The organism is Methylobacterium sp. Leaf361 (genome assembly GCF_001424445.1).
Lineage (GTDB): Bacteria > Pseudomonadota > Alphaproteobacteria > Rhizobiales > Beijerinckiaceae > Methylobacterium.
This window is the reverse complement of the sequence record NZ_LMPY01000012.1, coordinates 14,744-39,133: the sequence shown is the minus strand read 5'-3', so window position 1 is coordinate 39,133 and position 24,390 is coordinate 14,744. Positions and strand designations below refer to the sequence as shown.

Below are 24,390 nucleotides of genomic sequence, written 5' to 3'. Positions count from 1 at the left end.
GGAGGCGCGCGGTGTCCGAGACCGTCATCATCCGCTTGCCCGGCGCCCCTCGCGGGAAGGGCCGGCACCGCGCGCAACTCGTCCATCGGGGAGGAGTGGCGCGCATCCACTCCCATCCCGATCAGAAGACCGAGGCCTACGAGAGCGCCCTGCGCCTCGCGGCCGGCGCCGTCATGCGCGGGCGCGCCCTCCTCACCGGACCGCTGGAGGTCCGGATCTTCGCCACCATGCCGATTCCGGCGAGCTGGTCGAAGCGGAAGCGGCTGGACGCGATCGAGCGCCGCCTGCGTCCCACGACGAAGCCCGACTGGGACAACATCGCCAAGGTCATCGACGCGCTGAACCACGTCGTCTGGGCCGACGACGCGTCCGTGGTCGATGGCCTTGTCCGCAAGTTCTACGGCGAGACGCCCGAGCTGGTGATCCAGGTCACGGCGCTGGAGCCGCAAGCTGTGAGGGCGGCGGCATGACGTGGCTCCTGATGAGCGCCAGCCGCGTCCTCTACCGCGGCTCCTACGGGCAGACGCTCGACGCCGCCGAGTCCTTCTCGCTCTGCGCGCGGTCGTTCCACCTGGACGGCACCGAGATGGCGCCCCGCCTCGCGCCCGGCGTGCGCCTGGTCCCGGAAGACATGATGCCGGTCCGCCGCCGGAGGGCCGCATGAGCACGCTTCTCGACCTCGACTCGCTCATCGCCGACAAGGTGTTCGAGGCACAGGGTGATCTCTCCCGCCTCCAGGACCTCTGCGCTGCGCTGACGGCTGGCGTCGGTCTCGCCATCGCGATCGCCGCCGAGGGCGACACGAAGGCCGCGAACGTCCTCTGCGAGGCTGTGGCCGCGCAGGTGTTCGAGTGCGCTGCGACTCACGCCGACCTGGCCCTCACCGCTCGGGGGCTCGCATGACGGTCCGCATCCACGTCGGCGACGTGCGCGAGCAGCTCCGCGCGATGCCGGACGCCTACTTCGACAGCGTCGTGACCAGCCCGCCCTACTGGGGACTGCGGGACTATGGGGTCGCCGGTCAGATCGGCCTCGAGCGGACGCTGGGCGAGCACCTCGCCGTGATGGTCGACGTGTTCCGCGAGGTCCGGCGCGTGCTCAAGCCGCGCGGCACCCTCTGGCTGAACTATGGCGACTGCTACGCCGCGACGCCGAACGGTCGCGCTGCGGCCGACGTCGTCGGCGACGATCGCACCTTCCGCGACAAGCCCTTCTCGACGGTCGGGCCGATCTACCAGGCTGATCGCTACGCAGACCGTGGCGAGCGTGGATCCGTCTTCCGTCGCCGCGCCGGCGTGACCGCGCCCGGTGCGATCGTGGCCGGCGGCTTCCTGAAGCCGAAGGACCTCTGCATGATCCCGAACCGGCTGGCGATCGCCCTGCAGGACGATGGCTGGTGGGTCCGCTCGGAGATCATCTGGCACAAGCCGAACCCCATGCCGGAGTCGGTCTATGACCGGCCCACGACCGCGCACGAGAAGGTCTGGCTCCTCACGAAGAGCGAGGACTACTTCTACAACCACGAGGCCATCCGCGAGCCGGTGACCGGCGGCGCGCATGTCCGCGCGGCGGCCCGCGGTACCGACACGGGTGTCGGCTGGGGGCGCCTCGACCGCCTCGACCCGGACCAGTCCGACCGCGGGCGGGATCGCGTGAAGCGGCCGGGCCCGAACAGTCGGCAGCTCGTCGACCGCACGCCGCGCTCGCGCAAGCTCGCCCAGCCGGGCAGCGGCACGAAGAACAACGCGAGCATGGATGCCGCGCTTGCCGAGCTGAGCCTGTCGCCTCTCGAGACCCGCAACGCGCGGAACGTCTGGACGATCGCGCCGAAGGCCTACCGAGAGGCGCACTTCGCCACGTTCCCGCCTGCCCTTGCCGAGCGCTGCATCAAGGCCGGCGTCCCGGCGCAGGCCTGCGGCCTCTGTGGCGCCGCGCTCCCGCATCCGCGGTGCGAGGGCCTGTGCCGGTTCGCTGAGCCGGTCGCCGGGCGCGTGCTCGACCCATTCGGGGGTGCCGGCACCGTCGGCTTGGTGGCCGCGGGCCTAGGCCTGGACGCCACGCTGATCGAGCTCAACCCCGAATATGCGGCGATGTCCGCGCGCCGGATCGGAGCCGCGGCCGAGATCGTCAGCGCGCCGGCGCCGCTCCCGATGGCAGCGGAGTAGCCGCCATGGCCGTCACCGCTGAGATGATCGACGCCATGGTCGCCGCCGGCATCAGCCCGGAGCAGATCCTCGTCGTCGTTCGCTCCGAGCTGGCCCGTGAGCGTGTCACGGCGGCCGAGGCAGAGCAGGCGCGCATCGAGGCGAACCGCGAGGGCAACCGGCTCCGGCAGGCCGCCTTCCGGGCACGGCGTAACGCGCGTAACGGCGAACGTAACGGAAGTAACGCCGATAACGCGAGTAACGGCGTTACGCCCCCTAAAAGGTCCCCCGCACCCCCTAAAACTACACCCCCAGGGGATTCCCCCTCGGACCCTAAAGGGTCCTCTGCCCCCAAGGGGGCGGACCGGCATCGGGGCACCCGCATCCCGGTCGATTTCGGTCTTCGGCCGGAAGCCCGGCAGGCATGCCTCGATGCCGGCCTGACCGGTCGCGACGTCGACGAGGCGCTGGCCGAGTTCCAGGATTTCTGGATCGGCGTGCCCGGTGTCCGCGGCATGAAGCTCGACTGGCTCGCCACGCTCCGGAACCGCCTCCGCGAATCCACCCGCCGCCAGGGCCGCCCCCGTGACGCCCCTGCCCGCCGCGGCACCGGCAACGGCTTCCTCGACGCTCTCCTCGACGACCACGGGGGTTCCCATGACCCAGGTTCCAGCCACCACCACGCCGAACACGGAAACGTCCATCGCCTCGCGGCCGGCGGCCGCAACTCGGGCCGGTGACGTGGTGGTCGCGATCTACCGCAACCGCCTGGACCGCAGCAGCGGCTATGGCGTGCGGCCTGCGATCCGGTCGGACCAGGCCCCGACGGTGGCGGACCGCGGCGTGATGACGGACCGCCTCGTCGCGCTCCGGGCCGGCCTCTCCGACGGCGAGGATCCGAAGCCTGGACAGGTGGCGAAGCGCGACGTCGTCTTGGCGCTGCTGGCCGCGTTCCCGACCTTCGGCGTGGCTGCCGACGGTGCCCGGGCCACGGCGAACCTCTACGTTCGGGCCCTCGCCGACCTGCCGACGTGGGCCGTTCGTGAGGCGGCCGCTCGCTTCCTCGGGGGCAAGACCCTGCTCCCCTGGACCGGGGAGCGCTGCCCGACGCCACCGCAGCTCGCCGCGGAGACGAGGCGGTCGCTCGACGAGATCCACGCGGAGATCGCCGGGCTGATCGAGGTCCTCGACGCGGTGCCGTACCAGCCGATCTCCGATGCCGAGCGGCAGAAGGTGCTCGACGATATCGCGGCCGCGCCGAACAGCCTGCTCATCGCCGGCAGGACGGAGCGCGGCTCCTCACCGGTGATCCCTCGTCCCTCTGACGCCGAGATGGTGGCGCCGCTCCGCACCCTGGACGTCTCGCACCTCATGGCGAGCCTCGACCGCAAGCGGGTGCCGGCATGAGCAAGCGCCCCGACATCTGGAAGGCGGAGCTGCGGCGTCGCGAGGCGGATCGGCTGGCCGCAGAAGAAGCCGCAGAGCAGGCGGCGAAGGGAGGGATCGAGCGAACCTGCGCGTCCTGCGGAGTGTTCGGCGCCTCGTTCGGCTTCGGCGTCTTCCGGAATCGCAGCGACGGCATGTGGTCGTGCGCCGATCCGGATTGCCGTGCGATCGTCGAGGCGCGCGTGGCGGTGCCGCCGATGCCGTCTGCGCCCGCCCGGGCCGACCCGCCGGCGGCTGACCTGTTCGGCCGCTCGGCTGCGTGAGGAGTACCCGCGTCCGGTGCTGATGGCGAACCCGCTGAGGATCGAGGGCCCGGACCCGCCGGCCATGACGTGCGCGGATGTGGAGCGGTGGCTGGTGGCGGCGTTCATGGCCTTCACCAGCTCGGGCATCTTCAGCGTGCGGCCGAACCGGCTCCAGCCGAACGACCCGCAGGAGATGCGGGCGACCTTCGACTGGATCGTGTTCTCGGCCGAGGTTCTGGGCGTCGGCAGCCCGGAGCGGATCGCGCTCCTCACCTGGGCCCGGGCGAAGGCGCGGCGGCGGATCCGGCGGCACCGACGCCTCCGCCTGCTGCGCGAGGTCCCCGGCGGCACCGTCACCGATTACTGCGCCGAGGTCGGCGTCCAGCGGCGCACCTTCGACCGCCGTCGGAAGCGCGCCTGTCACCGCCTCGCCGATGCCTGGAACGCAAAGGTCACGGGCACGCCGGAGTGACGCAGGCATAGATCACGCTTGCGTGTGTCCAAAAACGGGACGCAGATCAGGTGTCACGGATCGACGGAAGGTCGACCGCCTCAAGGGGCACCACCGTGGCAGCGTCCAGGACCAAGGCCATCACCCTCGCCGGCTCGCCGGCCACCCACACCCACGTGCGCGCGGCCAAGCCGGAGCGTCGCCGGGATCCGCGCGGCGACCGGTACGACCATGCCGGCGCCTTCGATCCGCGCACCGAGCTATCGAAGCCGGTCCGGGGCCGGCGCGGCCCGATCGAGACGGCGGCCGTGGCGGTCGACGATCCGTGGACCCCGGGCGGCCGTAGCCTCGCCGCGGTCAACCGCCGGGTCGACGTCCTCGAGATGGAGCGCTCGCACGGGCGGCTCACCGTCTCGCAGTACGAGGTCGGACGCCAGGTCCAGGCAATCTTCGAGCGCGCCTCCGGAGCCCGGCTCGGCTCCATGGACTTCGGCGTCCGCGGCTCGAAGGACATGACCATCGCGCACGAGCTGTCGGTCATCTACGCGATCGACGACGCCCGGCTGGTGGCGAAGCTCAAGGACAAGGTCGTCCGCGCCGTCGGCGTGCCGGGCGCCCGATTCCTCCACGAGGTACTCACCGGCCGGCAGACCTTCGCGCAGTTCGCCGAGGCCCGCGGCAAGGGCGGCGACCGCGGCACGGCCTACATCGCCGAGCACTTCCGTATCCTGATGGAGAACCTCGACGAGGACTTCGCCGCCGAGGGCGTGGCGAACGTCCAGGAGCGGTTCTTCCAGGGCCAGAAGACCGGCGAGGAGACCGATGCGCGGGGCCGGGCCGTCCCGGCCGGCCAGGGCCAGTACTGGGGGGCCGAGGAAGCGCGCTACGCCCCGCAGGCCAAGCCTGACGTCCAGCGAGCCGTCGCCGGCCGCGGGCGGGTGCGGGACATCGTGGCGGCGCGGTGCCGAGTGGGCGAGACAGCCTGACTTGGCTGTGCCAGCATGGATGCCTGTGCGGAGGCATCTATGGCTGACAAGGATCCGATGACCGCGGCTGCGGAAGCTGCGGCCAGAGAGGTTGTGAAGGTGGCCTATGGTGATCTTTTGCAGCCTGCCGCTCGCATTGTCGGCAATGAGTTGGGGGAATTTGTCAGCGCTATAGTAGTTGCGGGCCGCGGATTCGGCTACTTAATACGCGAGAAATACGAACCATTTATATTGAAAGCGCTCAACAACGTTCCAATTGAAGAAAGGATAGTGCCGAAACCGGAGGTGGTCGGGAATATTTTGGAGGGGGTTACTTACGAGGAGGAGGGCAGCGATATCTATGTAATGTTTGAAGAGTTGCTCTCTAAAGCAATGCACAAGGAATTTCGAGATACTGTGCATCCCGCTTTTTCAGGAATTCTGAAGCGAATGTCTTCTATTGAAGCTTCGTTGATTAAAGATATATCGGCTGGGCAATTTTTCGTTACGGCGTCGGGCAGAAATGGAGTTTATTTTAATATCCAATTTCCACTGAAAGTTGAAGATAGAAAGATATTTGCAAGAGGTGCGGATGTGCATTTTGATAATTTAAGAGGGATGGGGCTTATACAATTCATCAGCTTTTCTGCGCGTCCGCAAATTAGACATATTGAAGATATGGCAGACGCTATTCAGAAGCTTGCAAGCGGACGGTCTTCGACCGGTTCTTACAACGTGCGTCTCACGCCATTGGGCGAAGCGTTTACCCAAGCCTGCATCCGCAAGTCTTGACCCGACGGCCGAAACCCGGCAAAACCCGACCGTCGCGAGACGCACGCCCGGGGCTGACAAGCCGCCGGGCGTTCGCATGTCCGGACCCGGCTTCACCGAACCCGCTCAACAGCTTAGGCGTTGCCCCGGCAGACGCTGGCGGTGTTCCATGCCATGATCGGTCCCAGATGAGCGCCCACGCTATCGTCACCGCGATCGAGGAGGAGAGCCTCGCGCTCTGCCGCCTCCGCGCGACCGGGCGCCAGGACGTCGACCTCGCCGCGCGGGACCATCACTGCCGGCGCATCCGGTCGCTGATCCACCAGCTTCGGCCTCTCATCGGCACCGTCGAGAAGCGCACGTTCGGCGCCTCCGGGCAGAGCACGAAGGGCAAGCCGTTCACAGTGGCCCGGCGTCGTCGGGCGGCCTAATCCTCACTTCGGGCTGCACCCGATGCAGATGCCGCGGCTGAGCCTATCACCGACCGCATCATTCTTCGCTCGGCCGGCCGCCGCTCCTCGAAAGGTCATGTCGTCCGGGCGGCGGGGCGGCTTGGTCTGACCAAGCGTGGTCGTATTCCGGACGAGCACCACTGAAGCCCCGATCGGTTCGGCTCCGGCGGCTGTCGGAGCGATAATCGTGACGGCGAGCGTCAGTGTGCGCAGCAAGGTCATGGTGTTCCTCTTCGGGAGGTAACGTCCGCCGAACTGCCTCACGGGTGCGGCGTCTTCACCGATCGAGGGGCTAATCCGACGCCCCGATGCGGAATTACCAAGACATTTCCGCAAGAACCGCCCCGACAGCGTAAATAGCGCAGTAAAATGAGTGACTTACCCGCGATTTCAGGGTCGCGGCGAACCGCTCGCGCCCGGGGCAGAATAAAAACCCAAGAGGCCGCGAAGGCGGTTCTGGCCACCCGGGCGGTGGCCTACCTCCGGGTCTCGACCGACGAGCAGGCCGCTCACGGTTTTGGGCTAGAGACGCAGGAGCGAGCACTCCGCGCCTTCGCCGAGAGCCAGGCCTACGAGCTCGTCGCGGTCATCACCGACGCGGGCGTGTCCGGCGCGACCCGGCCCGCCGACCGGGCCGGCTTCGGGGAGGTCCTGCAGCTCGCGGCCGACGGGAAGTTCTCGGTGCTGCTGGTCTACCGGTTCGACCGGCTCGCCCGCGAGATCCGGTACGCGGTGACCACGGTGGCGGATCTCGCCGAGACGCACGAGGTTGGCATCCGGTCCGTCACCGAGCCGATCGACACGGCGACGCCGATGGGGCGCACCGTGTTCGCCATCCTCGCCGGCATGGCGGAATCGGAGCGCTTCACGATCCGGGACCGGACCGCAGGCGGGAAGCTCGCCAAGGCCGGCCGCGGCGGCTTCGCCGGGGGGCGGGTCCCCTACGGCTACGCGACCGACCGGGCGGGCGGCCTCGTCATCGTTCCGGAGCAGGCGGCGGTCGTCCGGCGCATCTTCCGGGAGCGGGGCCGCGGCAAGCGCCCGCGGGCGACCCTTCAGGCTATCGCCGAGGGGCTGAACCGCGACGGCATCCCTTCGCCGACCGGCCGCCGGTGGCGGCACGACACGGTCGGCTACGTCCTCGACAACCCGAAGTACCGCGGGGCGGTCGAGTACCTCTTCACCTGGACCGGCGCCGAGCAGCACGTCCTGCAGGCCGGCACCCACGAAGCCATCATCGGCTGAAGGCCTCCATGCGCATCGAACTCGTCCACGAGCCCTCCGCCGGGCCTCGTCCCTTCCTGCTGCGCGCTCGCCTTGCCGGCGGCCTCGTCCAAGAGGGCTTCGCCACGCGCGAGGCTGCCGAGGCCGCCCGCCCGGCGTTCGCAACGGCGCTGCGCCAGGCCTTCGCGTGACCGCACGCCCCGACTTCACCCCGGCCGACGCGGACCGGGCGCTTCGCCACGCGCAGCGCCTCCAGCGCGACCCGGCGGCCCAGGCCTACGGCGACCAGATGCGCCGGCAGGGCGTCATCGGGAAGCCGGCCGCCACGCCGCTTCCGGCCGAGACCCCGTACGACGAAGCGCGGACCGGCGAGTTCGAGGTCCGCCGCTCCATGGCGATGAGGAACGCCCGGCCATGCTGCTGAAGCGCCTCGTCCTTCGCTGGCTGCTCCGCGGCCAGCCCGCCGCGCCCGCGCCGATCGTCCATCGCGGCGAGCGCGAGCTGACGGCCGGCCCCGATCTCGGCGCGCCGTCCGGCCCGGTCCCGAAGCTGTCCTACGACGAGGCGCTGCGGTGCTTCGGCGTCCACCAGGGAGGTCGGCTCTGATGTCCCGCGCCGCCTACTACGCCGACTTCGTCGCCATCCCGGTGCTGGCGCTCCTGCTGGTCGCCGTCGGCGACGCCTCGTTCGCCGGCATCGCCTTCGGCCTCGCGGCGTGGTCGCTCGCCGAGTACGTGATCCACCGCTTCCTTTTCCACCGGCTGCCGGTGTTCCGGGACGCGCACGACCTGCACCATGCCCGGCCCTGCGCCCGGACCGGCGTCACCTCGTGGCACTCGCTGGCCATCTTCGGCGCGCTGTTCCTGATGCTCTCGGCCGGCGTCCTGGCCGGGGTCGCGCTCGGCTACCTCGCCTACATCACCGCCCACCACGCCGTGCATCACTGGCGGATCGGCCCGCGGCATCCGCTCTACGGCCTGAAGATGCGCCACGCGATGCACCACCATGGCGTCGAGGCGAACTTCGGCGTGGTCACGACCTTCTGGGACCGCGTGTTCCGCACCTATCAGGCGCGCCGCTGATGTCCCGCCTCTGCGCCGCCCTCCTGCTCGCCGGCATCGCCGCGGCAGCCCTGCGTCCACGCCGGCCCGCCGCCTTCGTGCTGGTCCGACCGGCCGTCCCCGACGACGTGCGCGTCATGGCCGAGCGCCTGATGCTGCTGCACGGCGACATGCCATCCCGGGCGGTGCACTGATGCGCGAGATCGTCGGCTTCCGGCACCTCGCCGGCATCCTCCTGGTGCTCGCCGCGGGCTGGGCCTGGGTGTGGGTGTTCGACCGCCCCGCGAAGACCGCGTCTTGCGGCGGCGGACCTGAGATCAGGCACGATACAGGCCCATGAGCCAGTTCCAGCCCGGCCAGTCCGGCAACCCTGGCGGCCGCCCGAAAGCGTCGGCCAAGGTGCGCGACCTCGCCCGCGCGCATACCGAGACCGCGCTGCAGGTCCTCGTCGAGATCGCGACCGCGGGTGAGAGCGAGGCGGCCCGCGTCGCTGCCGCCAACGCCATCCTGGATCGCGGCTACGGCAAGCCGACCCAGCCCATCGACGGCGATGGCGAGGGCGGCGCGATCCCGACCGGCATGACGGTCACCTTCATCCGGCCCGGGCAGCCGCCCGATGCAGGTTGAGTTCCCGGAGAAGCTCGCCTTCCTGTTCGAGCCGGCCCGCTACAAGGTCGCCTATGGCGGTCGCGGCGGGGCGAAATCCTGGGGCTTTGGCCGGGCGCTCCTCATCATGGGGGCACAGCGGCCGCTCCGGGTGCTCTGCGCGCGCGAGTTTCAGAACAGCATCGCGGAATCGGCGCACGCGCTGTTCGCGCAGCAGATCGACCTCCTCGGGCTCGATGGCTTGTACGAGGTTCAGGAGAAGCGGATCCTCGGCCGGAACGGCACCGAGTTCATCTTCAAGGGCCTCCGGCACAACGTCGCCTCGGTGAAGTCGACCGAGGGCGTGGACATCTGCTGGGTCGAGGAGGCCCGCACGGTCTCGAAGACGTCCTGGGACGTGCTGATCCCGACCATCCGCAAGGAAGGCTCGGAGATCTGGATCAGCTTCAACACGGAGCTGGCGGAGGACGAGACCTATAAGCGCTTCGTGGCGAAGCCGCCGACCGGCGCGCGCGTCGTGAAAATCGGCTGGGAGGACAATCCGTGGTTCCCCGACGTGCTCCGGCAGGAGGCGTTGGACCTGAAGGCGCGGGACCCGGTCGCCTACGAGACGGTCTGGGGCGGCAACTGCAAGGCGGTGCTCGACGGCGCGATCTACGCGAACGAGATCCTGGCGGCGACGACCGCCAAGCGGTTCACGAAGGTCCCGTACGATCCGACGAAGCCGGTTCATACGTTCTGGGACCTCGGCCGGGCCGACAAGACCAGCATCTGGTTCGCCCAGATCGTCGGGTTCGAGTTCCGGCTGATCGACTTCTACGAGAACCGCGGCCACGCGCTCGGCCACTACCTCGAGGTGCTGAAGGAGCGGGCGCTCCCGGTCGAGCAGGGCGGGAAGGGCTACGTCTACGGCGAGCACTGGCTCCCGCACGATGCCCGAAACGAGCTGCTCGCCTCCGAGCGCACGATCGAGCAGCAGATGTGGGCGGCCGGGCATCGCGTCCGGATCACGCCGCGCCTGACCGTGGCGGCCGGCATCGACGCGGCCCGCAAGATCTTCGCGCGGTGCTGGTTCGACGAGGAAGCCTGCGCCGATGGGCTCCATGCGCTCCGGAACTACCGGTACGACGTCGACGAGAAGACGCAGGCCTTCTCCAAGGCCCCTCTGCACGACTGGGCGAGCCACGCGGCCGACGCCTTCCGGTACTTCGCCATCGGCATCGCCGAGCCCCGTGAGGACGATCCGCCGGTGGATGGTCCGAACGACGTCTACGCGCGTCGACGCCGCCGCGAGGCGGACGACAGCACATCAGGATCAGGTTGGGCGGCATGACGGACACGGACGCGCCCGCCCTCGACGGCGAGGCGGTGGATCAGGCTGGGCTCGACCGCGAGGCGCTGCTGCGCCGCCTGCGCGGCTGGTACCGCACCGACCGGGAGGCCTCCGCGAAGTGGCGCGAGGACGCCCGCGAGGACTTCGACTTCGTGGCTGGGCGCCAGTGGAGCACCGAGGACGAGGCCGTGCTGCGCCAGCAGGGCCGACCGCCCGTCACGTTCAACCGGATCCTGCCCGTCATCAAGGCGGTGGCCGGCTCCGAGGTGAACAGCCGCCAGGACATCCAGTACCTGCCCCGCGAGATCGGCGACGCGGCCAAGAACGAGCTGCTCACCGAGGCGTCGCGCTACCTCGCGGACGAGGCCGAGGCGGAGGACGAGGAATCCGACGCGTTCGTCGACTGCGCGATCTGCGGCATGGGCTGGGTCGAGATGCGTCTCGACTATGAGACCAACCCGGACGGCGCCTATGTCGAGGACCGGGTCAACGCGCTAGAGATGATCTGGGACGCCGCCGCGCGGAAGCGGAACCTCGCCGACGCCCGGCGCCTGTTCCGCGCGAAGACGATGGACCGGGCCGAGGCCGAGGCGCTGTTCCCCGAGGTCGACCCCGCCCTCCTCGATGCCGCCTGGGCCGAGGATCGTGACGGTGACGGCGAGCACCGCGAGATCCAGCCCGGCGAACGTCGCACCGACCGGCCGGGCCAGGATGCCGACGCCTCGTCCTCGCGCGTGACGATCGTCGAGTGCCAGTGGTGGGAGCGGGCCCGCGTCGCGGTGGTGATCGACCCCACGACCGGCGAGTCGCAGGAGATGCCGCCGGAGCAGGCCGCCGTTCTCGAGCGCCGCGCCGAGATGCTCGGCATGCCGGTGAAGGTGTTCCACCGGATGAAGCGGGTCTACCGCCGCGCCTTCCTCGGCGCCGTGGTGCTGGAGGAGGGCCCGGCCCCGGCCGGCGACCAGTTCTCCTACGCCTGCCTGACCGGCGACCGCGACCACAACAAGGGCACATGGTTCGGCATCGTGCGGCCGATGCGCGACCCGCAGCGCTTCGCCAACAAGTGGCTGTCCCAGACCCTCGACATGCTCAACCGCCAGTCCAAGGGCGGCTGGATCATGGAGAAGGGCGCGGTCCCCGACCAGCGCGCCTTCGAGGCCAGCATCGCCAAGCCCGGCGCGGTGTCGTGGGTCTCCGACGGCACGCTGCAGTCGGCCCGCATGAAGGAGAAGCCGCTCCCGGTCCTGCCTTCGGGGCACTGGCAGCTCATGGAGTTCGCGATCGGCTCCATCCGCGACACGTCGGGCGTGAACCTCGAGCTGCTCGGCCAGAAGCAGAACGACCAAGCCGGCGTGCTGGAGTACCAGCGCAAGCAAGCCGCCATGACGATCCTGGCGACGCTGTTCGACTCCCTGCGCCGGGCCCGGAAGCACATCGGCCGGGTGCGCCTGTTCTTCATCCAGACGTACCTCTCGGACGGCCGCCTGATCCGGATCGTGGGCGACGAGGGTGCCAAGGTTGTGCCGCTCATCCGCGACCGGACGATGGGCGACTTCGACGTGGTGATCGACGACGCCCCGGCCTCGCCGAACCAGCAGCAGATCGTGTGGCAGACCTTCACCTCGGTCCTGCCGATCATCAAGGGCATGATCACGCCGCAGGTCCTGCTCGAGATCCTGCCCTACTCGCCGTTCCCGGCCTCGTTCGTGGCCAAGATGCGCGACCTGCTCGCCCAGACGGCCGACACGCCGGAGCAGGAGCAGCAGAAGGCGCTCGCCGTGCAGTCGGCGGTCGCCAAGATCCAGGACATGACAGCCGGGGCGAACCTGAAGAACGCCAAGGCCGGGCGCGAGCAGGCGCTCACCCACCAGGATCACGCCTCGGCCGCCGTGCAGCTCGCCGAGCTCCTGACGGCACCCGAGGCCGCAGCCCAGGCCGCGGAAGCCGCCGCCTGACCCCTTACGCCCGCCGGCGGCGCACGCCGGCTTTCGTCCCCTTCACGTCACGAGGACCACATGACCGACAACGACCTCGCCATCGGCGGCGGCGAAGACGCCTTCACGCCCGAGGAGCAGGCTGCCTTCGAGGCCTACGAGCGCGGCGGCGAGACGGCCGCCTCCGACGGCCTGACCCCGCCGGCCGCCGAGCCCGCCCCGGCCGCTGCCGAGCCGCCCGCGGCCGAGCCCGATGAGGAAGGCGCGAAGCCTGAGGGTGCCCCGGAGGCCCAGCCGCGCGACGAGAAGGGCAAATTCGTCCCGCACGGTGCCCTGCACGAGGAGCGTGAGCGTCGGAAGGCGGTCGAGAAGGAGCGCGACGAGCTGCGCGAGCGGTTCGCCCGCGGCGACGAGCGACTCCGGATCCTGTCCGAGGCGATGCAGCGTCCGGCGACGCCTGCCCAGCCCGCCTCAGAGCCGGTGAAGGTGCCGGACCCGGCCGAGGACATCTTCGGCTATGCGAAGCACCTGGAGCAGCAGATCGAGGCGCTGCGCACCGGCCAGACCCAGCTCACCGAGAGCCAGAAGAAGGCCGAGGAGACCCGCCGCGCCAACGACGAACGGAACGAGGTGATCGGGTTCTACCAGCAGGACCTCCGGACCGCGATCCAGGCCGACGCGTCGGTCGCGGACGCCTACGAGCACCTGTTCGCCGGCCGCGTAGCCGAGCTGACCCTGTTCGGCATGGACCAGAAGGCCGCGATCGAGGCCGTGCGCGAGGAGGAGTTCAACCTCGCCCAGACGGCCCGCCAGCGGGGTACCTCGCCCTCCGCCATGATCGCGGCGCTCGCCAAGAGCCGCGGGTTCGCCCCGAAGGCTCCGGAGCCCGCCCCGGCCCCGGCCGCCGCCCCGCAGGAGAGCGCTGCCGACAAGGCCGCGCGCGCCGCCGCAGGTCAGGCGGGCCCGGGTCGCTCGCTCTCGGCCGCCGGTGGCCAGCCGGCCGGCGAGATCACGCTGGAGACGCTGTCCAGCATGTCGGAGGCGGACTTCGAGAGGCTGATGACTTCGAACCCGGCCCGGGTTCGAGCTCTCATGGGCGGCTGACTTGAATGGACTGCGTCGGTGATTGCGATCCGACGCACGGCATTCTCTGACTTAGGCCGCTCGCGACCCGTTGCTCGTCCGCAGAAGGAGTGCAACGGCGGGTAGACACAGTCTGCAATCGACCAGTCAAAGGGCCAATGCAGACATGGCGGGATCTGGCGCCTAAGCTACCATGGCTCGCGATGCACCGCGCACAAGCCGCGTGGAGGCATCGATTTCCTGGGTCGAGCCAGCAATCATGCTGACGTTGCGGCTGATCTCTCCCACGGCTTGAGTCATAGCCTGCATGTTCGCCGACATCTCCTGGGCGACGGCAGCCTGCTGTTCCACGGCTGTCGAGATGGCCGAGGAGATCTCGTTGACCTCGCCGATCGTCTGCCCGATGCCGGAGATGGCAGTGGCGGCTTGGTTCGCCGCGGCCTGAGTCTGCGCGATCTGACTGCTGATGCTCTCGGTCGCCTTGGCGGTCTGCGTTGCGAGGGACTTCACCTCGGAGGCCACCACCGCGAAACCCTTGCCCGCTTCACCGGCCCGGGCAGCCTCGATGGTCGCGTTAAGCGCCAGCAGGTTGGTCTGGCCGGCGATCGTCTTGATCATCTCGACCACCTCCCCGATGCGCTGCGCGGTGGAGGCTAGTCCAGCAACGACTGTCGAGGTTGCAACCGCCTGCTCGACCGCCCGACCAGTCACCTGCAACGCACGGTTCACCTGGGCGCTGATCTCGCCAACCGACGCGGCCAGCTCCTCTGATCCGGCAGCCACGCTCTGCGTGTTACCAGAGGCCTCTTCAGCGGCGCTTGCTGCGCCGACCGCCTGTTGCGATGCCTGGGATAGCGCGATGGCAATACCATCCAGGTCGCGGTCGACGCCCCGATGCAGTTCCGCCCGCCGCAGTCGGTCGGCAACCGCCTCAGTGATGTCGGTGGCGAACTTCACCACCTTCACGAGGCGGCCCGCAGCATCACGAACCGGATTGTAGGTGGCCTGGATCCAGACCTCTCTACCGCCCTTGCCGATGCGCTTGTACTCGGCTTGTTGGAACTCACCGCGCTTCAGCGTTTCCCAGAAAGTGCGATAGGCTGCACCGTCGCGCTCTGCTGCATCGACGAACATCGAGTGGTGCTTACTCTTCACCTCGTCGAGGCTGTAGCCAACCACCGCGAGGAAGTTGGCGTTGGCGGTGATGACCATTCCGTCGAGGTCGAATTCGATAATACCCTGCGAGCGGTCGAGGGCATTCATCTTGCCCTCGAAATCCGCGTTTCGCAGCGTTTGCGCAGTGACGTCGGTGGCGCATTTGAACACACCGTACGGCTTGCCGTTACGGCCGATGAGCGGACTGTAACTTCCTTGGATCCACACCTCGCGACCGCCTTTGCCGACTCGCTTGTACTCGGCGACCTGATGCTCACCTCGGCGCAACGCCGCCCAGAACTCCTTGTATGCTGGGCTTTCGCGCTCGGTGGGATCCACGAATAGGGAGTGATGCTTCCCGCGGATCTCATCTATTTCATATCCGAGAAGCGCCAGAAAGTTGCTGTTGGCAGAAATGACTTTGCCCGCGAGGTCAAACTCGATCAGAGCATGCGCGCTGTCCAGCGCAGTCAACTTGGTCTGGCTATCAGAGCGGCTCAGCAGCATCACGGCCTACAACTGTCAATTGCACAGGATGCCTTAATAAATCATAGATCAGTTAATATCGATTTAATGTGTGCTCGTGACTGCAATAGCGAGGCGTGAATTCACGACATCTCATTTTTTTGAGTTTTAAGATCCTCCAATTGTCATGAATGTGACTTGCATCTCAGTCCCAGCCTATTGCGATGGCAAGCGCCTCGACGAACCAAGCCGCTCCTGCAAATTCGGATTTGTGATAGGTTTTGGCCAGCGTCCGCGCGCACGTCCGGTCTAGGATCGTTGAAAGCCCTGCCAGCGAGAGCTTGATTGGGTTGGAGACGGAGTGCCCGCTTCGTCCCGAGCTACGACTGCGTCTTCAAATCTTCTCTCTGTCGGCTTTGGCGTGGAGGCGAATCCAATCCGCAACGTTCGAGGATCGGTGAGCTGGTCCGCTTCCTGCCCGGCTCAATTTGCCAGTTGACCCGACGGGCGAACCCGCTCAAAGGACTATCCGTCGCGAGACGTGCGGGCCCTGCCCCGTCTCCGCGCATTCCCGAGTTCCGTCCGGCCCCGTGCCGCACCCCGCTGCAAGGCGGGGCGCACGCGCGTGTCCGGTCGTTCGTCTGATCCCCGCATAGGATCCGCCCGGCCGCGTCAGTGCCTTCGTCCGCGCCACGCACGGCGCCCGTCCGACCCCGTCCCCAACGGTCACTCTGGGGCCCGGCTTCCGTCCGCGCGCCGACGCACGGCCCGCACGAACCCTCCCCCCACGGAATCCAGCCTCCAGAGGCACCCCCATGTCCTACACCGCGTTCGGGCAGAATGACCCGATGGCCGTCAAGCTGTGGAGCAAGAAGCTCGCGGCCGAGGCCAACAAGTCCATCGACATCGATCCCTTGATCGGCACCGGCGACGACGCCGTGATCCAGGAGAAGACCGAGACCAAGAAGGGCAACGGCGACCAGGTCACCTTCGGCCTGCGCATGCAGCTCCGCGGCCCGGGCTTCTCCTCGTCCGACGTCGCCGAGGGCAACGGCGAGCAGATCGGCGTCAACTCCGACAAGGTCACCATCGACGAGCTCGGCGAGGTCGTCGGCGTGAAGTCGGAGAACACGATCGACCAGCAGCGCGTGCCGTTCAACCTGCGCGAGACCGCCCGCGCCGGCATCGCCGACTGGTTCCAGACCCGCCGCACGGTCTGCTTCTTCAACCACGTCTGCGGCTTCACCCCGGCCAACCAGCTCAACGGCGCCAAGAAGTTCACCGCCAACAACGTCGTCACCGCGGCGACGGCGGGCCGCATCTTCCGCCCGAACGGCCGGGCCGACGACGCCGCCCTGACCAACGCGGACGGCTTCACCCTCGACCTGATCGACAAGGCGGTCGAGCTCGCCAAGACCGGCGGCAAGAACCGCAAGGTCATGATCCGCCCGGTCGTGGTCGGCGGGCGCAAGCTCTACGTGCTCTACCTCGCCTCCGAGCAGGTCACGTCGCTGCGCACCAACACCGGCGCCGGCCAGTGGCTCGACATCCAGAAGGCCGCGATGGCCGGCATGCAGTCGAGCAAGAGCCCGATCTTCTCGGGCGCGCTCGGCGAGTACAACGGCGTCGTGCTCCGCGAGGCGCAGGACGTCACAGCGGGCGTCTCGCCCGACGGCATGTCCGCCGTGCCGCTCACCCGGCGCGCGGTGCTGCTCGGCGCCCAGGCGGCGACCATCGCCTACGGCAAGGCCGGCGGCGACACCCGGTACCGCTGGAACGAGGAGCTGCTCGACCACAAGCGGAACCTCGAGGTCTCGGCCTGGGCGATCTGGGGCATGAAGAAGACGACCTTCAACGGCGACGACTTCGGCACGATCGTGATCCCGACCTACGCCAAGCCCGTCGACGCCTGATCGGCCGCTGATCCAGCCTGACGGCTGACCCGGGCCGGGGCCTCGCGCTCCGGCCCGTCGCCTCTCCCTGCCTGTCCCGAACCCGGAGGCCACCGTGCCCACCAACGTCATCCCGGTGCAGCCGCCCGCGCGCGAGCTGCGCGAGCAGGTCTCGCACACCATCCGCAAGACCGTGAACTTCGCCAACGGCGCCTTCGTCATGCCGGCGTCCCTGCCGGCCGGCGCGCTCATCACCTCGCTGCTCGTGCTGGTGGAGACCGCCTTCACGGCCGGCGCCTCCCTCACGCTCGGCACCTCCGCCGGCGGCAACGACCTCGCCGCCGCGGCCGACACCGCCGTCACCGCGGCCGGCGTGAAGCGCGTCGACACCGCGACCCTGAAGGGCCGCCTCGCCGCCGATACCCCGGTCTACGGCACCATCGCCGGCGCCCCAGCCGCGGGCGTGGCCACGATCGTGGTCCACTACACCCCCGACAACGACGCCTGATGTCGGCGTGGATGCTGCTGCACCTCGGCGCGGCGGTCCTGGCGGCGGAGCCCAGCGCCCCGCCGTCGCCCTCGAAGACGGAGACGGTGCCCGATGCCGACACAGGACGGGCGGCCGACGCTCGCCGATCTGTACGCGGAGATCGCGGACGACATCGAGCGCGCGGACCTCGGCCCGCAGATCGCGACCGCCGTTGACCGGGCAATCCGGTTCTTCCAGCCGGACCGGTTCTTCTTCAACGAGGGCTATGTGACGTTCCAGACCATCGCCGGGTCGGACGTCTATTCGGCCGGCGATGCGGGCGCGATCCCCGACCTGATGGCGATCGACAGCGTCGTCATGCTCGACGGCGAGACCCCGACCGTCCTGCAGCGTGTCGATGAGGCCTGGATCGAGAAGGGCGACGAGCCCACCAGCCAGTCGAGGCCCTGCGCCTACTCGTATTTCGAGCGCTCGCTGCGGCTGTGGCCGATGCCCTCGGACGCCTGGACGGTGCGGATCATGGCGCATGTCCGGCTGCCGGCGCCGGGCCCCGACGAGGCGAACGCCTGGACCGACGAGGCCTCCAGCCTGATCGCGGCCTGGGCGAAGCGGCACCTTGCCCGCAATGTCCTGCGCAGCCCCGTGATGGCGAAGGATCAGGACCTGATCGTCGCCGAGGAGCTGAACGCCCTGCGCGGGCGCTCCAACGTCATCGCCTCCACCGACCAGGTGCAGGCCTACTATCTCTGAGGCAGCCGTGGCCGCACCGATCACCGATCTGGCGAGCCTCAAGGCCGCCGTCCTGGACTACATCGCCCGCCCCGACCTCGCGGACGCGTTGCCGGGCTTCATCGCGCTGGCCGAGAGCCACTTCAACGCGATCCTGCGCGCGCGCGAGATGGAGGCGGAGGTGAGCCTCGGCACCGCCGCGGCGCCGGTCGCCGTGATGCCCCTGCCGGCCGACTTCATCGAGTGGCTGGCGGTGTCCTGGGCCGGCTCGGGCAGGACGGCGCGCCCGACCTTCGCGGAGGCCGACAGCCCCGAGGCGCGGTTCCGGCACCGCCCGGGCGGCGACCCGCAGTACTTCACGATCCGCGCCGGCAAGGTGCGCATGGTGCCGGAGAAGCCCGGCGTGGTGACCCTGGCCTATTACGCCGGGATCCCGCCGCTGACCTCCGACGCGCCGAAGAACTGGCTGCTGGCCAAGGCGCCGGACGCCTACCTCTATGCCGTCCTGGCGGAGGCCTACCTGTTCCAGAAGGATCCGGCCGCGGTCCAGGCGCACACCGGCCTGATGCTCCAGGTCCTGGCCGCGCTCGGGATCAAGGCCGACACGGCGAAGGTCGCCAAGCGCACCGGCCGCCCGGCCGAGATCCAGGCCTCGACGCAGGCCGTGGCGCGGCCCGAGTAGCATGGACCCGATCAAGCTGGCGCCGTTCGCGCCCGACAGGGCCTCGGTCGATGCCTCGGTCTCAGCGGTGGCGACGAACGTGGTGCCGCGCTCGGATGGGTATGGCCCGGTCCTGGCGCCAGTGCCGCTGTCGCTCGCCCTGCCGGCGGAGTGCCGCGGGGCGATCGCGGTGTTCTCGCCGACCTACAATTTCCCGATCTACGTGGCCGGCACGTCGAAGGGCCTGTTCGTCTACAAGACGACGGATCAGGCGTGGCACGAGGTGACGAACCCGAGCACCTCCTACAGCGTGCCGCCGGGGGACTACTGGTCCTTCGTCGTCTACGGCACCTTGCTGCTCGCCTGCTCGGCCGGCACCCCGGTGCAGAAGGCGACGATCGACGTGCTCCAGGCCGGGACGCAGCCGTTCGCGGACCTCGGCGGCAAGCCGCCCCGGGCCCGGCACATGGGCGTCGTCGGCGACTTCCTCGTGCTGGCCGGCCTGCCCGACACGCCGCAGACGGTGCGGTGGTCGAACAGCGGCAACATCGAGCAGTGGCCGCTCGGGCAGCTCGACCAGACCGGCGACGAGCAGCAGCTCCCCGACGGCGGCGCCATCACCGGCTTCGCGGGCGGCGAGTATGGCGTGATCTTCCAGGAGCGGGCGATCCGGCGCATGACGCTGAGCCCGGATTCCGGGAACGTGTTCGACTGCTCGGTGCTGGAGGAGAACCGCGGCGCGGTGGCGCCCTGGTGCATCGCCAAGGTCGGGCCGCGCATCTTCTTCCTCGACCGCGACGGCTTCTATGCCCTGGTGATCGGCGGCGGGCCGTCCACGCCGATCGGCGCCGAGCGCGTGAACCGGTTCTTCCAGGGGCGAGTCGATCCGGAGCGCGTCGGCATGACGGTGGCGTTCCGCGACCCGACCGGCGAGCGGATCCTGTTCGCCTACCGGCTCGCCGGCACCGACGCGGCAGACCCGTCCCTGCTGGGCGAGGCGCTGCTGTACGACTGGCTCCTCGACCGCTGGTCGTTCCTGGCCACCCCGCTCCGCTTCGGCATGTCGGCGGCGACGCCTGACGTGTCGATCGACAGCATCGAAGGCTCGATCGACGACCCGGCCCAGCCCTCGCTCGATGACCCGATGTACCAGGGCGGCGCGACGCTGCTGGCGGTCATGACGACCGACAACCGGCTCGCCGTGCTCGACGGGCCCGCCCTCGAAGCGGTGGTGCAGACGCCCGACGCCATGCTGGCACGGCCGAACCGGGCGTTCCTGCGCGGGGCCCGCGTGGACACGGATGCCGACGACTGGCGGGTGGCCGTCGGCGTGCGCGAGAGCCTCGCCGCGTCCGCGCCGCCGCGCTGGCTGCCGGAGACCGCGCCGACGGTGGAGCGCATCGCGCCGACCCGCGCCTCGGGCCGCTATCACCGCGCCCGCGTGCGGATCCCGGCCGGCACGACTTGGTCCTACGTCTCGGCGATCGAGCCGGATGCGACGGCGGAGGGTTCGCGATGAACGTCCCCGGCCGGAACGAGAAGGACCTGTCCCTCTTCAGCCGCGCGATCGATGACCTCGCGCGCGGCGCCACCAACGCGATCTCGGCGGACACCTTCACCCTGGCCAACGGCGTCTCGCGCACGAAGGTGCCCTGCGAGAACTGCAGCGTGGGCGCCCTGCCGCGCTGGGTCCCGGTCACGGAATCCGCGTCGAAGGCGACGGTGTGGCTGGTCTCGGCCGACCGCGGCAGCTTCACGGTCGGGCACGATTTCAACTCGGCGACCGACCGAACCTTCCGCTTCGAGATGCGCCGGGCCTGATGCGCCTCCAGCCTCTGTCGATGCCGCTCGCGCCTGACCTCGCCGAGCGCGTCGAGGCATGCCTGGGCGCCGCCTGCGCCCTGCCCCGCTGCGACCTGACCGTGGCCGGCCTGCTCGCGTCCTGCGCGGCCGGACAGGCGCAGCTCGTCGGGATCTTCGAGGGCGACCGGTTCGTGGCGGCGGGCGTGACGCAGGTCCGCCAGCACCCCGGCGGCCGGCTGTCCTGTTGGGTGCTGTCCCTCGGCGGCCGCGCGGCGGGCCCGTGGGGCGCCGTCATCGCCGCCGTCGAGCGCGGCGCGGCGCGGCTGGGCTGCACCACCGTCGAGTTCGTCGGCCGCCGCGGCTGGGCCCGCGTGCTGCCGGATTACACCGCCGCGCCCTGCGAGCTCGGCCACCACTTCACGAAGCGCATCGGGGCCTGACATGGGCGGCGGTACCAAGACCCAGACCACGGTCCAGCAGCAGAACAACGACCCGTGGGCGCCGGCGCAGCCCGCGCTCCAGGGCGTGCTCTCCGGCGCGACGGCCGCGTACAACTCGGGCGTCGGCTCGCAGGTCTACGGCGGCCAGCGCTATGCCGGGCTCGGGGACACCTCGCTCGCGGCGCTCGACAGCATCGCGGGCAGCGCCAGCGCGGGCCAGGGCGCGGCCAAGGCCGGCGACAGCTACCTGACCGGCCTGCTCCAGAACGGCGGAACGACCTCGGGCATCCAGTCGGCGCTCTCCGGCCTCGACAGCATCGGGAAGATCGACACGTCCCGGGTCTCGTCGCTGGCCGACCAGATGGCCGACCCGAACAACCTCGCCTACTCGACGGCGCGGGCGCTCACCCGGGGCGACTATAACCTGTCGACCGACGGCTACACCGGTCTGCTCGGCACCCTGTCCGGCCAGACCCAGACGGAGAAGTCGCTGCAGGATGCCGCCGACGGCAAGTTCCTGGGCGGCGCGAACCCGTACCTCGACGCGGTTATTGGCCGGAGCCAGGGCGAGGCGGCCTCGAAGATCGCCCAGCAGATGGGTGCGGCCGGCCGCAGCGGCTCGGGCCGGTACGCCGCGACCATCGCCGATTCCCTCGGCGCGATCGGCACGCAGGCGCGCTACACGGACTACGACAACGAGCGCACCCGGCAGATGCAGGCGGCGACGGCGATCGACAGCTCGCGCAACGCCCGCACCAGCCTTCAGCAGGGTCTCTACGGGTCGATCAACAACGCCGAGCAGGTCAACGCCGGCCTCGCGCTGTCCGGTGCCGGGCTCTACAACGACACGAACACGACGGCGCTCGGCGGCGCGACCGCGCTGGCCGGTCTGGATAATCAGAACATCCAGAACGAGATGTCGAAGTCGAGCCTCAAGCTGTCGGCCGCGCAGTCGGACCGTGCCGCCGCGCTCCAGGGTCTCGGCATGGTCGGGACGAACATCGACAACCTCCAGCGCCCCGGGCTGACCCTGGCCGGTGTCGGTGCCGCCCTCGACGCGGACCGCCAGCAGCAGCTCGACACGGCCCAGCAGGTCTTCGACGAGCAGCAGGCGTCTCCCTGGAAGCAGCTCGGGCTCTACTCCGGCCTGGTCAATCCGATCGCCGGTCTCGGCGGCTCCTCGAGCGGCACGTCGGTGCAGAAGATCCCGCAGCCGGGCGTGCTCCAGCAGCTGCTCGGCGGCGGTTTGGCCATCGCCGGGACCGCCTCGAAGTTCATGGGCAAGTAGGAGCGCGTCGTGTCCGCAGGTCTCACGCCGTTCGGCGCCCTCTCCCCGGCCGACATCGCCCGCCTGATGCAGCAGGCGCGGCCGCAGGTCGAAGTCTCGGCCGACGACGTCCCGGCGGCGATCCCGCCGGGCTTCACCGGCTTCGTGCCCCCGACCGCCCCGACGATGCAGCCGCAGGTCGCCGCGGCGGCGCCGTCGGCCGAGCCCGAGGCGCCGGCGCGCACGCCGCTGCGCATGTTCGGCGCCCTGCCGCCGCAGATGTCGGCGCCCGTCGCCGCGGAGCCGGAGCGGTCGCCGCTGCCGAGCCTCGTCGGTTCGCGCGCGCCCGCTCTGCCGGTCAGCGCGCCGCCCGCGCCGCGTGGTGATGATGAGGCGCCGGCCGCCGCCGGGCCCGCGCGCCCGCTGAGTTTTGGCAGTCTGCCGGCGCCCACCGTTCCAGTGACGACCGGGTCGACGACTGCCCCTGCTGCGACCGCGCCGACCTCTCCCGCAGCGGAGCCGTCGTTCCTCGACCGGATCGGCGACGGACTGCGAAATCTCAACGCGAACGGCGGCGGCGACCTGCTGACCTCGCTTGGGATCGGGCTCATGTCGACGCCCGGCTTCGGGCGCGGGGCGGCAGCCGGGCTGAAGGCCTACCAGGACAACGAAGGGAAGCGCGCCGCCTCCGACCTCGCCCGGGCCGAGTTCGGCCTGAAGGTCCGGAAGGACACGCAGGAGCAGCGCCAGCTCGCCGGCAACGCGCAGTACGTCACGAGCAAGATCCCCGGCATCAGCCCGGAGCATGCTCTGACCCTCGGCGGCAACTCGACCTTCATGAACGAGCTGTTCAAGGGCGTCCTGCCGCCGTCGGAGCTGTACAAGCAGTACACGGACGACAAGGGGAACATCTGGAACCAGAACGCCCGCACCGGGCAGGCGACGGTCGCGCTGAAGGCGGACGACGACAAGACGGTCACCCCGCTCGCGGAGGCCGACCGGGTGGCGCTCGGCCTGCCCGCCGGCTCCTACCAGAAGGACGCCAACGGCAAGATCAGCCCCATCAACGCGACCGGGACCACGATCAACATGGGGGCGGAGAAGGCGCAGGACGCGACCGTGGGCAAGGCGTACGGCGACTATCAGGTCGACCTCGCCACAAAGGGGCGGAACGCCGGCAACACCCTCAACAGCCTCGCCCTCATGGAGCAGGCCGCCCGCAGCCCGAACTTCTACTCCGGCACGGGCGCCGAGACGGTGAAGCGGGCGAACCAGTTCCTCGTCGCCATGGGCGTGAAGGACGCGAACTACACCAAGCCCACCGAGGTGTTCGACGCCCTCTCCAACAAGGTCGTGCTCGATGGTCTCGGCGGCTCGCTCGGCCCCGGCATCTCGAATACCGACCGCGACTATATCGGCCGCACCGCGCCGACCCTGGCCCAGAGCCAGGCCGGCAATCTCGAACTCATCGCGATCGCCCGCTCGCTGGCGCAGCGGCAGCAGGCGGTGGCGAAGCTCGGTCGGGACTACGCCGCGGCGAACGGCGGCCGTCTTGATTCCGGCTTCGACCAGAAGCTCGAGGAGTACGCTGCGGCCAACCCGCTGTTCCCGGCCGCGCAGGCATCGGCGACGCAGCGGTCCGACGGCGCCACCGGAGCGAATGGTCCCGGCGGCATCGCTGCCCCGCGCTCCCAGGCCGATTTCGATGCTCTGCCGAAGGGGGCGATGTACGTCGATCCTGCCGACGGCCGCCGCTACCGGAAGAACTGATCC

General features: G+C 69.7%; 33 protein-coding genes. 31 read left to right on the top strand and 2 right to left on the bottom strand.

Annotation, left to right across the window (positions count from 1 at the left end):
* Positions 1 to 11: 11 nt before the first annotated feature.
* The 11 genes from ASG32_RS09645 (at position 12) to ASG32_RS09600 (ending at position 6,453) form a co-directional block, all read left to right on the top strand.
* A complete protein-coding gene (locus ASG32_RS09645) occupies positions 12 to 470 on the top strand; it encodes a RusA family crossover junction endodeoxyribonuclease (protein ID WP_082557819.1) in 459 nt (152 codons plus the stop codon).
* Positions 467 to 664, top strand: a complete 198-nt coding sequence (locus ASG32_RS09640; protein WP_056525114.1) for a hypothetical protein — start codon at positions 467 to 469, stop codon at positions 662 to 664. Before ASG32_RS09645 ends, ASG32_RS09640 begins: the two co-directional genes overlap by 4 nt.
* Complete coding sequence (locus tag ASG32_RS09635) at positions 661 to 903, top strand: hypothetical protein (protein WP_056525110.1); 243 nt, start codon at positions 661 to 663, stop codon at positions 901 to 903. The genes ASG32_RS09640 and ASG32_RS09635 overlap by 4 nt, the downstream gene beginning before the upstream one ends.
* Positions 900 to 2,165, top strand: a complete 1,266-nt coding sequence (locus ASG32_RS09630) for a site-specific DNA-methyltransferase (RefSeq protein WP_056525107.1) — start codon at positions 900 to 902, stop codon at positions 2,163 to 2,165. The genes ASG32_RS09635 and ASG32_RS09630 overlap by 4 nt, the downstream gene beginning before the upstream one ends.
* A gap of 5 nt (positions 2,166 to 2,170) precedes the next feature.
* On the top strand, positions 2,171 to 2,884 hold the full coding sequence (locus ASG32_RS09625) for a hypothetical protein (RefSeq protein WP_056525104.1): 714 nt from the start codon (positions 2,171 to 2,173) through the stop codon (positions 2,882 to 2,884).
* The gene (locus ASG32_RS09620) at positions 2,802 to 3,551 is read left to right on the top strand and encodes a hypothetical protein (protein WP_199866098.1); all 750 of its coding nucleotides are present in this window, start codon (positions 2,802 to 2,804) and stop codon (positions 3,549 to 3,551) included. The genes ASG32_RS09625 and ASG32_RS09620 overlap by 83 nt, the downstream gene beginning before the upstream one ends.
* Positions 3,548 to 3,853, top strand: a complete 306-nt coding sequence (locus ASG32_RS09615; protein WP_056525098.1) for a hypothetical protein — start codon at positions 3,548 to 3,550, stop codon at positions 3,851 to 3,853. Before ASG32_RS09620 ends, ASG32_RS09615 begins: the two co-directional genes overlap by 4 nt.
* A 64-nt stretch (positions 3,854 to 3,917) precedes the next feature.
* On the top strand, positions 3,918 to 4,307 hold the full coding sequence (locus ASG32_RS09610; RefSeq protein ID WP_244491886.1) for a hypothetical protein: 390 nt from the start codon (positions 3,918 to 3,920) through the stop codon (positions 4,305 to 4,307).
* A 95-nt stretch (positions 4,308 to 4,402) separates the two neighbouring features.
* On the top strand, positions 4,403 to 5,272 hold the full coding sequence (locus ASG32_RS09605; RefSeq protein WP_056525093.1) for a hypothetical protein: 870 nt from the start codon (positions 4,403 to 4,405) through the stop codon (positions 5,270 to 5,272).
* Between the two features lie 39 nt (positions 5,273 to 5,311).
* The gene (locus tag ASG32_RS32350) at positions 5,312 to 6,043 is read left to right on the top strand and encodes an Abi-alpha family protein (RefSeq protein WP_157861934.1); all 732 of its coding nucleotides are present in this window, start codon (positions 5,312 to 5,314) and stop codon (positions 6,041 to 6,043) included.
* 167 nt (positions 6,044 to 6,210) lie between these two features.
* Positions 6,211 to 6,453: a hypothetical protein gene (locus ASG32_RS09600; protein WP_056525091.1), complete on the top strand. Its 243-nt coding sequence runs from the start codon at positions 6,211 to 6,213 to the stop codon at positions 6,451 to 6,453.
* 3 nt (positions 6,454 to 6,456) lie between these two features.
* On the opposite strand, the gene ASG32_RS33775 is transcribed toward ASG32_RS09600, so the two are convergent.
* Positions 6,457 to 6,696 carry a hypothetical protein gene (locus ASG32_RS33775; RefSeq protein ID WP_157861933.1) on the bottom strand — a complete coding sequence of 80 codons (240 nt, stop codon included), beginning with the start codon at positions 6,694 to 6,696 and terminating at the stop codon, positions 6,457 to 6,459.
* A 249-nt stretch (positions 6,697 to 6,945) separates the two neighbouring features.
* Here ASG32_RS33775 and ASG32_RS09595 point away from each other — a divergent pair, with 249 nt between their 5' ends.
* Genes ASG32_RS09595 through ASG32_RS09560 form a run of 11 tightly spaced genes read left to right on the top strand, consistent with a single transcriptional unit; the run spans position 6,946 to position 13,736 of the window.
* Positions 6,946 to 7,719 carry a recombinase family protein gene (locus ASG32_RS09595; protein ID WP_244491884.1) on the top strand — a complete coding sequence of 258 codons (774 nt, stop codon included), beginning with the start codon at positions 6,946 to 6,948 and terminating at the stop codon, positions 7,717 to 7,719.
* Positions 7,720 to 7,727: 8 nt separating this feature from the next.
* Positions 7,728 to 7,889 carry a hypothetical protein gene (locus tag ASG32_RS33770; RefSeq protein WP_157861932.1) on the top strand — a complete coding sequence of 54 codons (162 nt, stop codon included), beginning with the start codon at positions 7,728 to 7,730 and terminating at the stop codon, positions 7,887 to 7,889.
* A complete protein-coding gene (locus ASG32_RS09590; protein WP_056525085.1) occupies positions 7,886 to 8,122 on the top strand; it encodes a hypothetical protein in 237 nt (78 codons plus the stop codon). Before ASG32_RS33770 ends, ASG32_RS09590 begins: the two co-directional genes overlap by 4 nt.
* On the top strand, positions 8,113 to 8,304 hold the full coding sequence (locus ASG32_RS09585) for a hypothetical protein (RefSeq protein WP_056525082.1): 192 nt from the start codon (positions 8,113 to 8,115) through the stop codon (positions 8,302 to 8,304). The genes ASG32_RS09590 and ASG32_RS09585 overlap by 10 nt, the downstream gene beginning before the upstream one ends.
* Positions 8,304 to 8,780 (top strand): sterol desaturase family protein, encoded by a 477-nt coding sequence (locus ASG32_RS09580; RefSeq protein WP_056525080.1) that lies wholly within the window; start codon positions 8,304 to 8,306, stop codon positions 8,778 to 8,780. The genes ASG32_RS09585 and ASG32_RS09580 overlap by 1 nt, the downstream gene beginning before the upstream one ends.
* Positions 8,780 to 8,953, top strand: a complete 174-nt coding sequence (locus tag ASG32_RS34420; protein ID WP_199866097.1) for a hypothetical protein — start codon at positions 8,780 to 8,782, stop codon at positions 8,951 to 8,953. Before ASG32_RS09580 ends, ASG32_RS34420 begins: the two co-directional genes overlap by 1 nt.
* Positions 8,953 to 9,099 carry a hypothetical protein gene (locus tag ASG32_RS33765; protein WP_157861931.1) on the top strand — a complete coding sequence of 49 codons (147 nt, stop codon included), beginning with the start codon at positions 8,953 to 8,955 and terminating at the stop codon, positions 9,097 to 9,099. The genes ASG32_RS34420 and ASG32_RS33765 overlap by 1 nt, the downstream gene beginning before the upstream one ends.
* Positions 9,096 to 9,386, top strand: a complete 291-nt coding sequence (locus tag ASG32_RS09575) for a DUF5681 domain-containing protein (RefSeq protein WP_056525076.1) — start codon at positions 9,096 to 9,098, stop codon at positions 9,384 to 9,386. Before ASG32_RS33765 ends, ASG32_RS09575 begins: the two co-directional genes overlap by 4 nt.
* Positions 9,376 to 10,698, top strand: coding sequence for a PBSX family phage terminase large subunit (locus ASG32_RS09570; RefSeq protein ID WP_056525072.1), 1,323 nt, complete (start codon positions 9,376 to 9,378; stop codon positions 10,696 to 10,698). Before ASG32_RS09575 ends, ASG32_RS09570 begins: the two co-directional genes overlap by 11 nt.
* A complete protein-coding gene (locus tag ASG32_RS09565; protein ID WP_056526103.1) occupies positions 10,695 to 12,653 on the top strand; it encodes a portal protein in 1,959 nt (652 codons plus the stop codon). The genes ASG32_RS09570 and ASG32_RS09565 overlap by 4 nt, the downstream gene beginning before the upstream one ends.
* A gap of 60 nt (positions 12,654 to 12,713) precedes the next feature.
* Positions 12,714 to 13,736, top strand: coding sequence for a hypothetical protein (locus ASG32_RS09560; protein ID WP_056525069.1), 1,023 nt, complete (start codon positions 12,714 to 12,716; stop codon positions 13,734 to 13,736).
* Between the two features lie 162 nt (positions 13,737 to 13,898).
* On the opposite strand, the gene ASG32_RS09555 is transcribed toward ASG32_RS09560, so the two are convergent.
* Positions 13,899 to 15,377, bottom strand: a complete 1,479-nt coding sequence (locus tag ASG32_RS09555; protein WP_056525066.1) for a PAS domain-containing methyl-accepting chemotaxis protein — start codon at positions 15,375 to 15,377, stop codon at positions 13,899 to 13,901.
* A gap of 773 nt (positions 15,378 to 16,150) precedes the next feature.
* Here ASG32_RS09555 and ASG32_RS09550 point away from each other — a divergent pair.
* From ASG32_RS09550 to ASG32_RS09510, 9 genes are all read left to right on the top strand, one after another.
* Positions 16,151 to 17,248, top strand: coding sequence for a N4-gp56 family major capsid protein (locus ASG32_RS09550; protein WP_056525063.1), 1,098 nt, complete (start codon positions 16,151 to 16,153; stop codon positions 17,246 to 17,248).
* Positions 17,249 to 17,342: 94 nt separating this feature from the next.
* Positions 17,343 to 17,735 carry a hypothetical protein gene (locus tag ASG32_RS09545; protein WP_056525057.1) on the top strand — a complete coding sequence of 131 codons (393 nt, stop codon included), beginning with the start codon at positions 17,343 to 17,345 and terminating at the stop codon, positions 17,733 to 17,735.
* 93 nt (positions 17,736 to 17,828) lie between these two features.
* The gene (locus tag ASG32_RS09540) at positions 17,829 to 18,467 is read left to right on the top strand and encodes a hypothetical protein (RefSeq protein WP_056525054.1); all 639 of its coding nucleotides are present in this window, start codon (positions 17,829 to 17,831) and stop codon (positions 18,465 to 18,467) included.
* 7 nt (positions 18,468 to 18,474) lie between these two features.
* Complete coding sequence (locus ASG32_RS09535) at positions 18,475 to 19,128, top strand: hypothetical protein (RefSeq protein WP_056525051.1); 654 nt, start codon at positions 18,475 to 18,477, stop codon at positions 19,126 to 19,128.
* Between the two features lies 1 nt (position 19,129).
* Positions 19,130 to 20,626 (top strand): hypothetical protein, encoded by a 1,497-nt coding sequence (locus ASG32_RS09530; protein WP_024828227.1) that lies wholly within the window; start codon positions 19,130 to 19,132, stop codon positions 20,624 to 20,626.
* Positions 20,623 to 20,928: a hypothetical protein gene (locus ASG32_RS09525; RefSeq protein WP_056525048.1), complete on the top strand. Its 306-nt coding sequence runs from the start codon at positions 20,623 to 20,625 to the stop codon at positions 20,926 to 20,928. The genes ASG32_RS09530 and ASG32_RS09525 overlap by 4 nt, the downstream gene beginning before the upstream one ends.
* The gene (locus tag ASG32_RS09520; RefSeq protein ID WP_056525045.1) at positions 20,928 to 21,350 is read left to right on the top strand and encodes a hypothetical protein; all 423 of its coding nucleotides are present in this window, start codon (positions 20,928 to 20,930) and stop codon (positions 21,348 to 21,350) included. The genes ASG32_RS09525 and ASG32_RS09520 overlap by 1 nt, the downstream gene beginning before the upstream one ends.
* A gap of 1 nt (position 21,351) precedes the next feature.
* Complete coding sequence (locus tag ASG32_RS09515) at positions 21,352 to 22,638, top strand: hypothetical protein (protein WP_056525039.1); 1,287 nt, start codon at positions 21,352 to 21,354, stop codon at positions 22,636 to 22,638.
* A gap of 9 nt (positions 22,639 to 22,647) precedes the next feature.
* Positions 22,648 to 24,387: a hypothetical protein gene (locus ASG32_RS09510; RefSeq protein WP_056525036.1), complete on the top strand. Its 1,740-nt coding sequence runs from the start codon at positions 22,648 to 22,650 to the stop codon at positions 24,385 to 24,387.
* Positions 24,388 to 24,390 lie beyond the last annotated feature (3 nt).

Coding starts and splice junctions, on each gene's coding strand:
- ASG32_RS09640 (WP_056525114.1), top strand. CDS start 467: ATGACGTGGCTCCTGATGAGCGCCAGCCGCGTCCTCTACCGCGGCTCC.
- ASG32_RS09635 (WP_056525110.1), top strand. CDS start 661: ATGAGCACGCTTCTCGACCTCGACTCGCTCATCGCCGACAAGGTGTTC.
- ASG32_RS09630 (WP_056525107.1), top strand. CDS start 900: ATGACGGTCCGCATCCACGTCGGCGACGTGCGCGAGCAGCTCCGCGCG.
- ASG32_RS09625 (WP_056525104.1), top strand. CDS start 2,171: ATGGCCGTCACCGCTGAGATGATCGACGCCATGGTCGCCGCCGGCATC.
- ASG32_RS09620 (WP_199866098.1), top strand. CDS start 2,802: ATGACCCAGGTTCCAGCCACCACCACGCCGAACACGGAAACGTCCATC.
- ASG32_RS09615 (WP_056525098.1), top strand. CDS start 3,548: ATGAGCAAGCGCCCCGACATCTGGAAGGCGGAGCTGCGGCGTCGCGAG.
- ASG32_RS09610 (WP_244491886.1), top strand. CDS start 3,918: ATGACGTGCGCGGATGTGGAGCGGTGGCTGGTGGCGGCGTTCATGGCC.
- ASG32_RS32350 (WP_157861934.1), top strand. CDS start 5,312: ATGGCTGACAAGGATCCGATGACCGCGGCTGCGGAAGCTGCGGCCAGA.
- ASG32_RS09600 (WP_056525091.1), top strand. CDS start 6,211: ATGAGCGCCCACGCTATCGTCACCGCGATCGAGGAGGAGAGCCTCGCG.
- ASG32_RS33775 (WP_157861933.1), bottom strand. CDS start 6,696: ATGACCTTGCTGCGCACACTGACGCTCGCCGTCACGATTATCGCTCCG.
- ASG32_RS33770 (WP_157861932.1), top strand. CDS start 7,728: ATGCGCATCGAACTCGTCCACGAGCCCTCCGCCGGGCCTCGTCCCTTC.
- ASG32_RS09585 (WP_056525082.1), top strand. CDS start 8,113: ATGCTGCTGAAGCGCCTCGTCCTTCGCTGGCTGCTCCGCGGCCAGCCC.
- ASG32_RS09580 (WP_056525080.1), top strand. CDS start 8,304: ATGTCCCGCGCCGCCTACTACGCCGACTTCGTCGCCATCCCGGTGCTG.
- ASG32_RS34420 (WP_199866097.1), top strand. CDS start 8,780: ATGTCCCGCCTCTGCGCCGCCCTCCTGCTCGCCGGCATCGCCGCGGCA.
- ASG32_RS33765 (WP_157861931.1), top strand. CDS start 8,953: ATGCGCGAGATCGTCGGCTTCCGGCACCTCGCCGGCATCCTCCTGGTG.
- ASG32_RS09575 (WP_056525076.1), top strand. CDS start 9,096: ATGAGCCAGTTCCAGCCCGGCCAGTCCGGCAACCCTGGCGGCCGCCCG.
- ASG32_RS09570 (WP_056525072.1), top strand. CDS start 9,376: ATGCAGGTTGAGTTCCCGGAGAAGCTCGCCTTCCTGTTCGAGCCGGCC.
- ASG32_RS09565 (WP_056526103.1), top strand. CDS start 10,695: ATGACGGACACGGACGCGCCCGCCCTCGACGGCGAGGCGGTGGATCAG.
- ASG32_RS09560 (WP_056525069.1), top strand. CDS start 12,714: ATGACCGACAACGACCTCGCCATCGGCGGCGGCGAAGACGCCTTCACG.
- ASG32_RS09555 (WP_056525066.1), bottom strand. CDS start 15,377: ATGCTGCTGAGCCGCTCTGATAGCCAGACCAAGTTGACTGCGCTGGAC.
- ASG32_RS09550 (WP_056525063.1), top strand. CDS start 16,151: ATGTCCTACACCGCGTTCGGGCAGAATGACCCGATGGCCGTCAAGCTG.
- ASG32_RS09540 (WP_056525054.1), top strand. CDS start 17,829: ATGCCGACACAGGACGGGCGGCCGACGCTCGCCGATCTGTACGCGGAG.
- ASG32_RS09530 (WP_024828227.1), top strand. CDS start 19,130: ATGGACCCGATCAAGCTGGCGCCGTTCGCGCCCGACAGGGCCTCGGTC.
- ASG32_RS09525 (WP_056525048.1), top strand. CDS start 20,623: ATGAACGTCCCCGGCCGGAACGAGAAGGACCTGTCCCTCTTCAGCCGC.
- ASG32_RS09520 (WP_056525045.1), top strand. CDS start 20,928: ATGCGCCTCCAGCCTCTGTCGATGCCGCTCGCGCCTGACCTCGCCGAG.
- ASG32_RS09515 (WP_056525039.1), top strand. CDS start 21,352: ATGGGCGGCGGTACCAAGACCCAGACCACGGTCCAGCAGCAGAACAAC.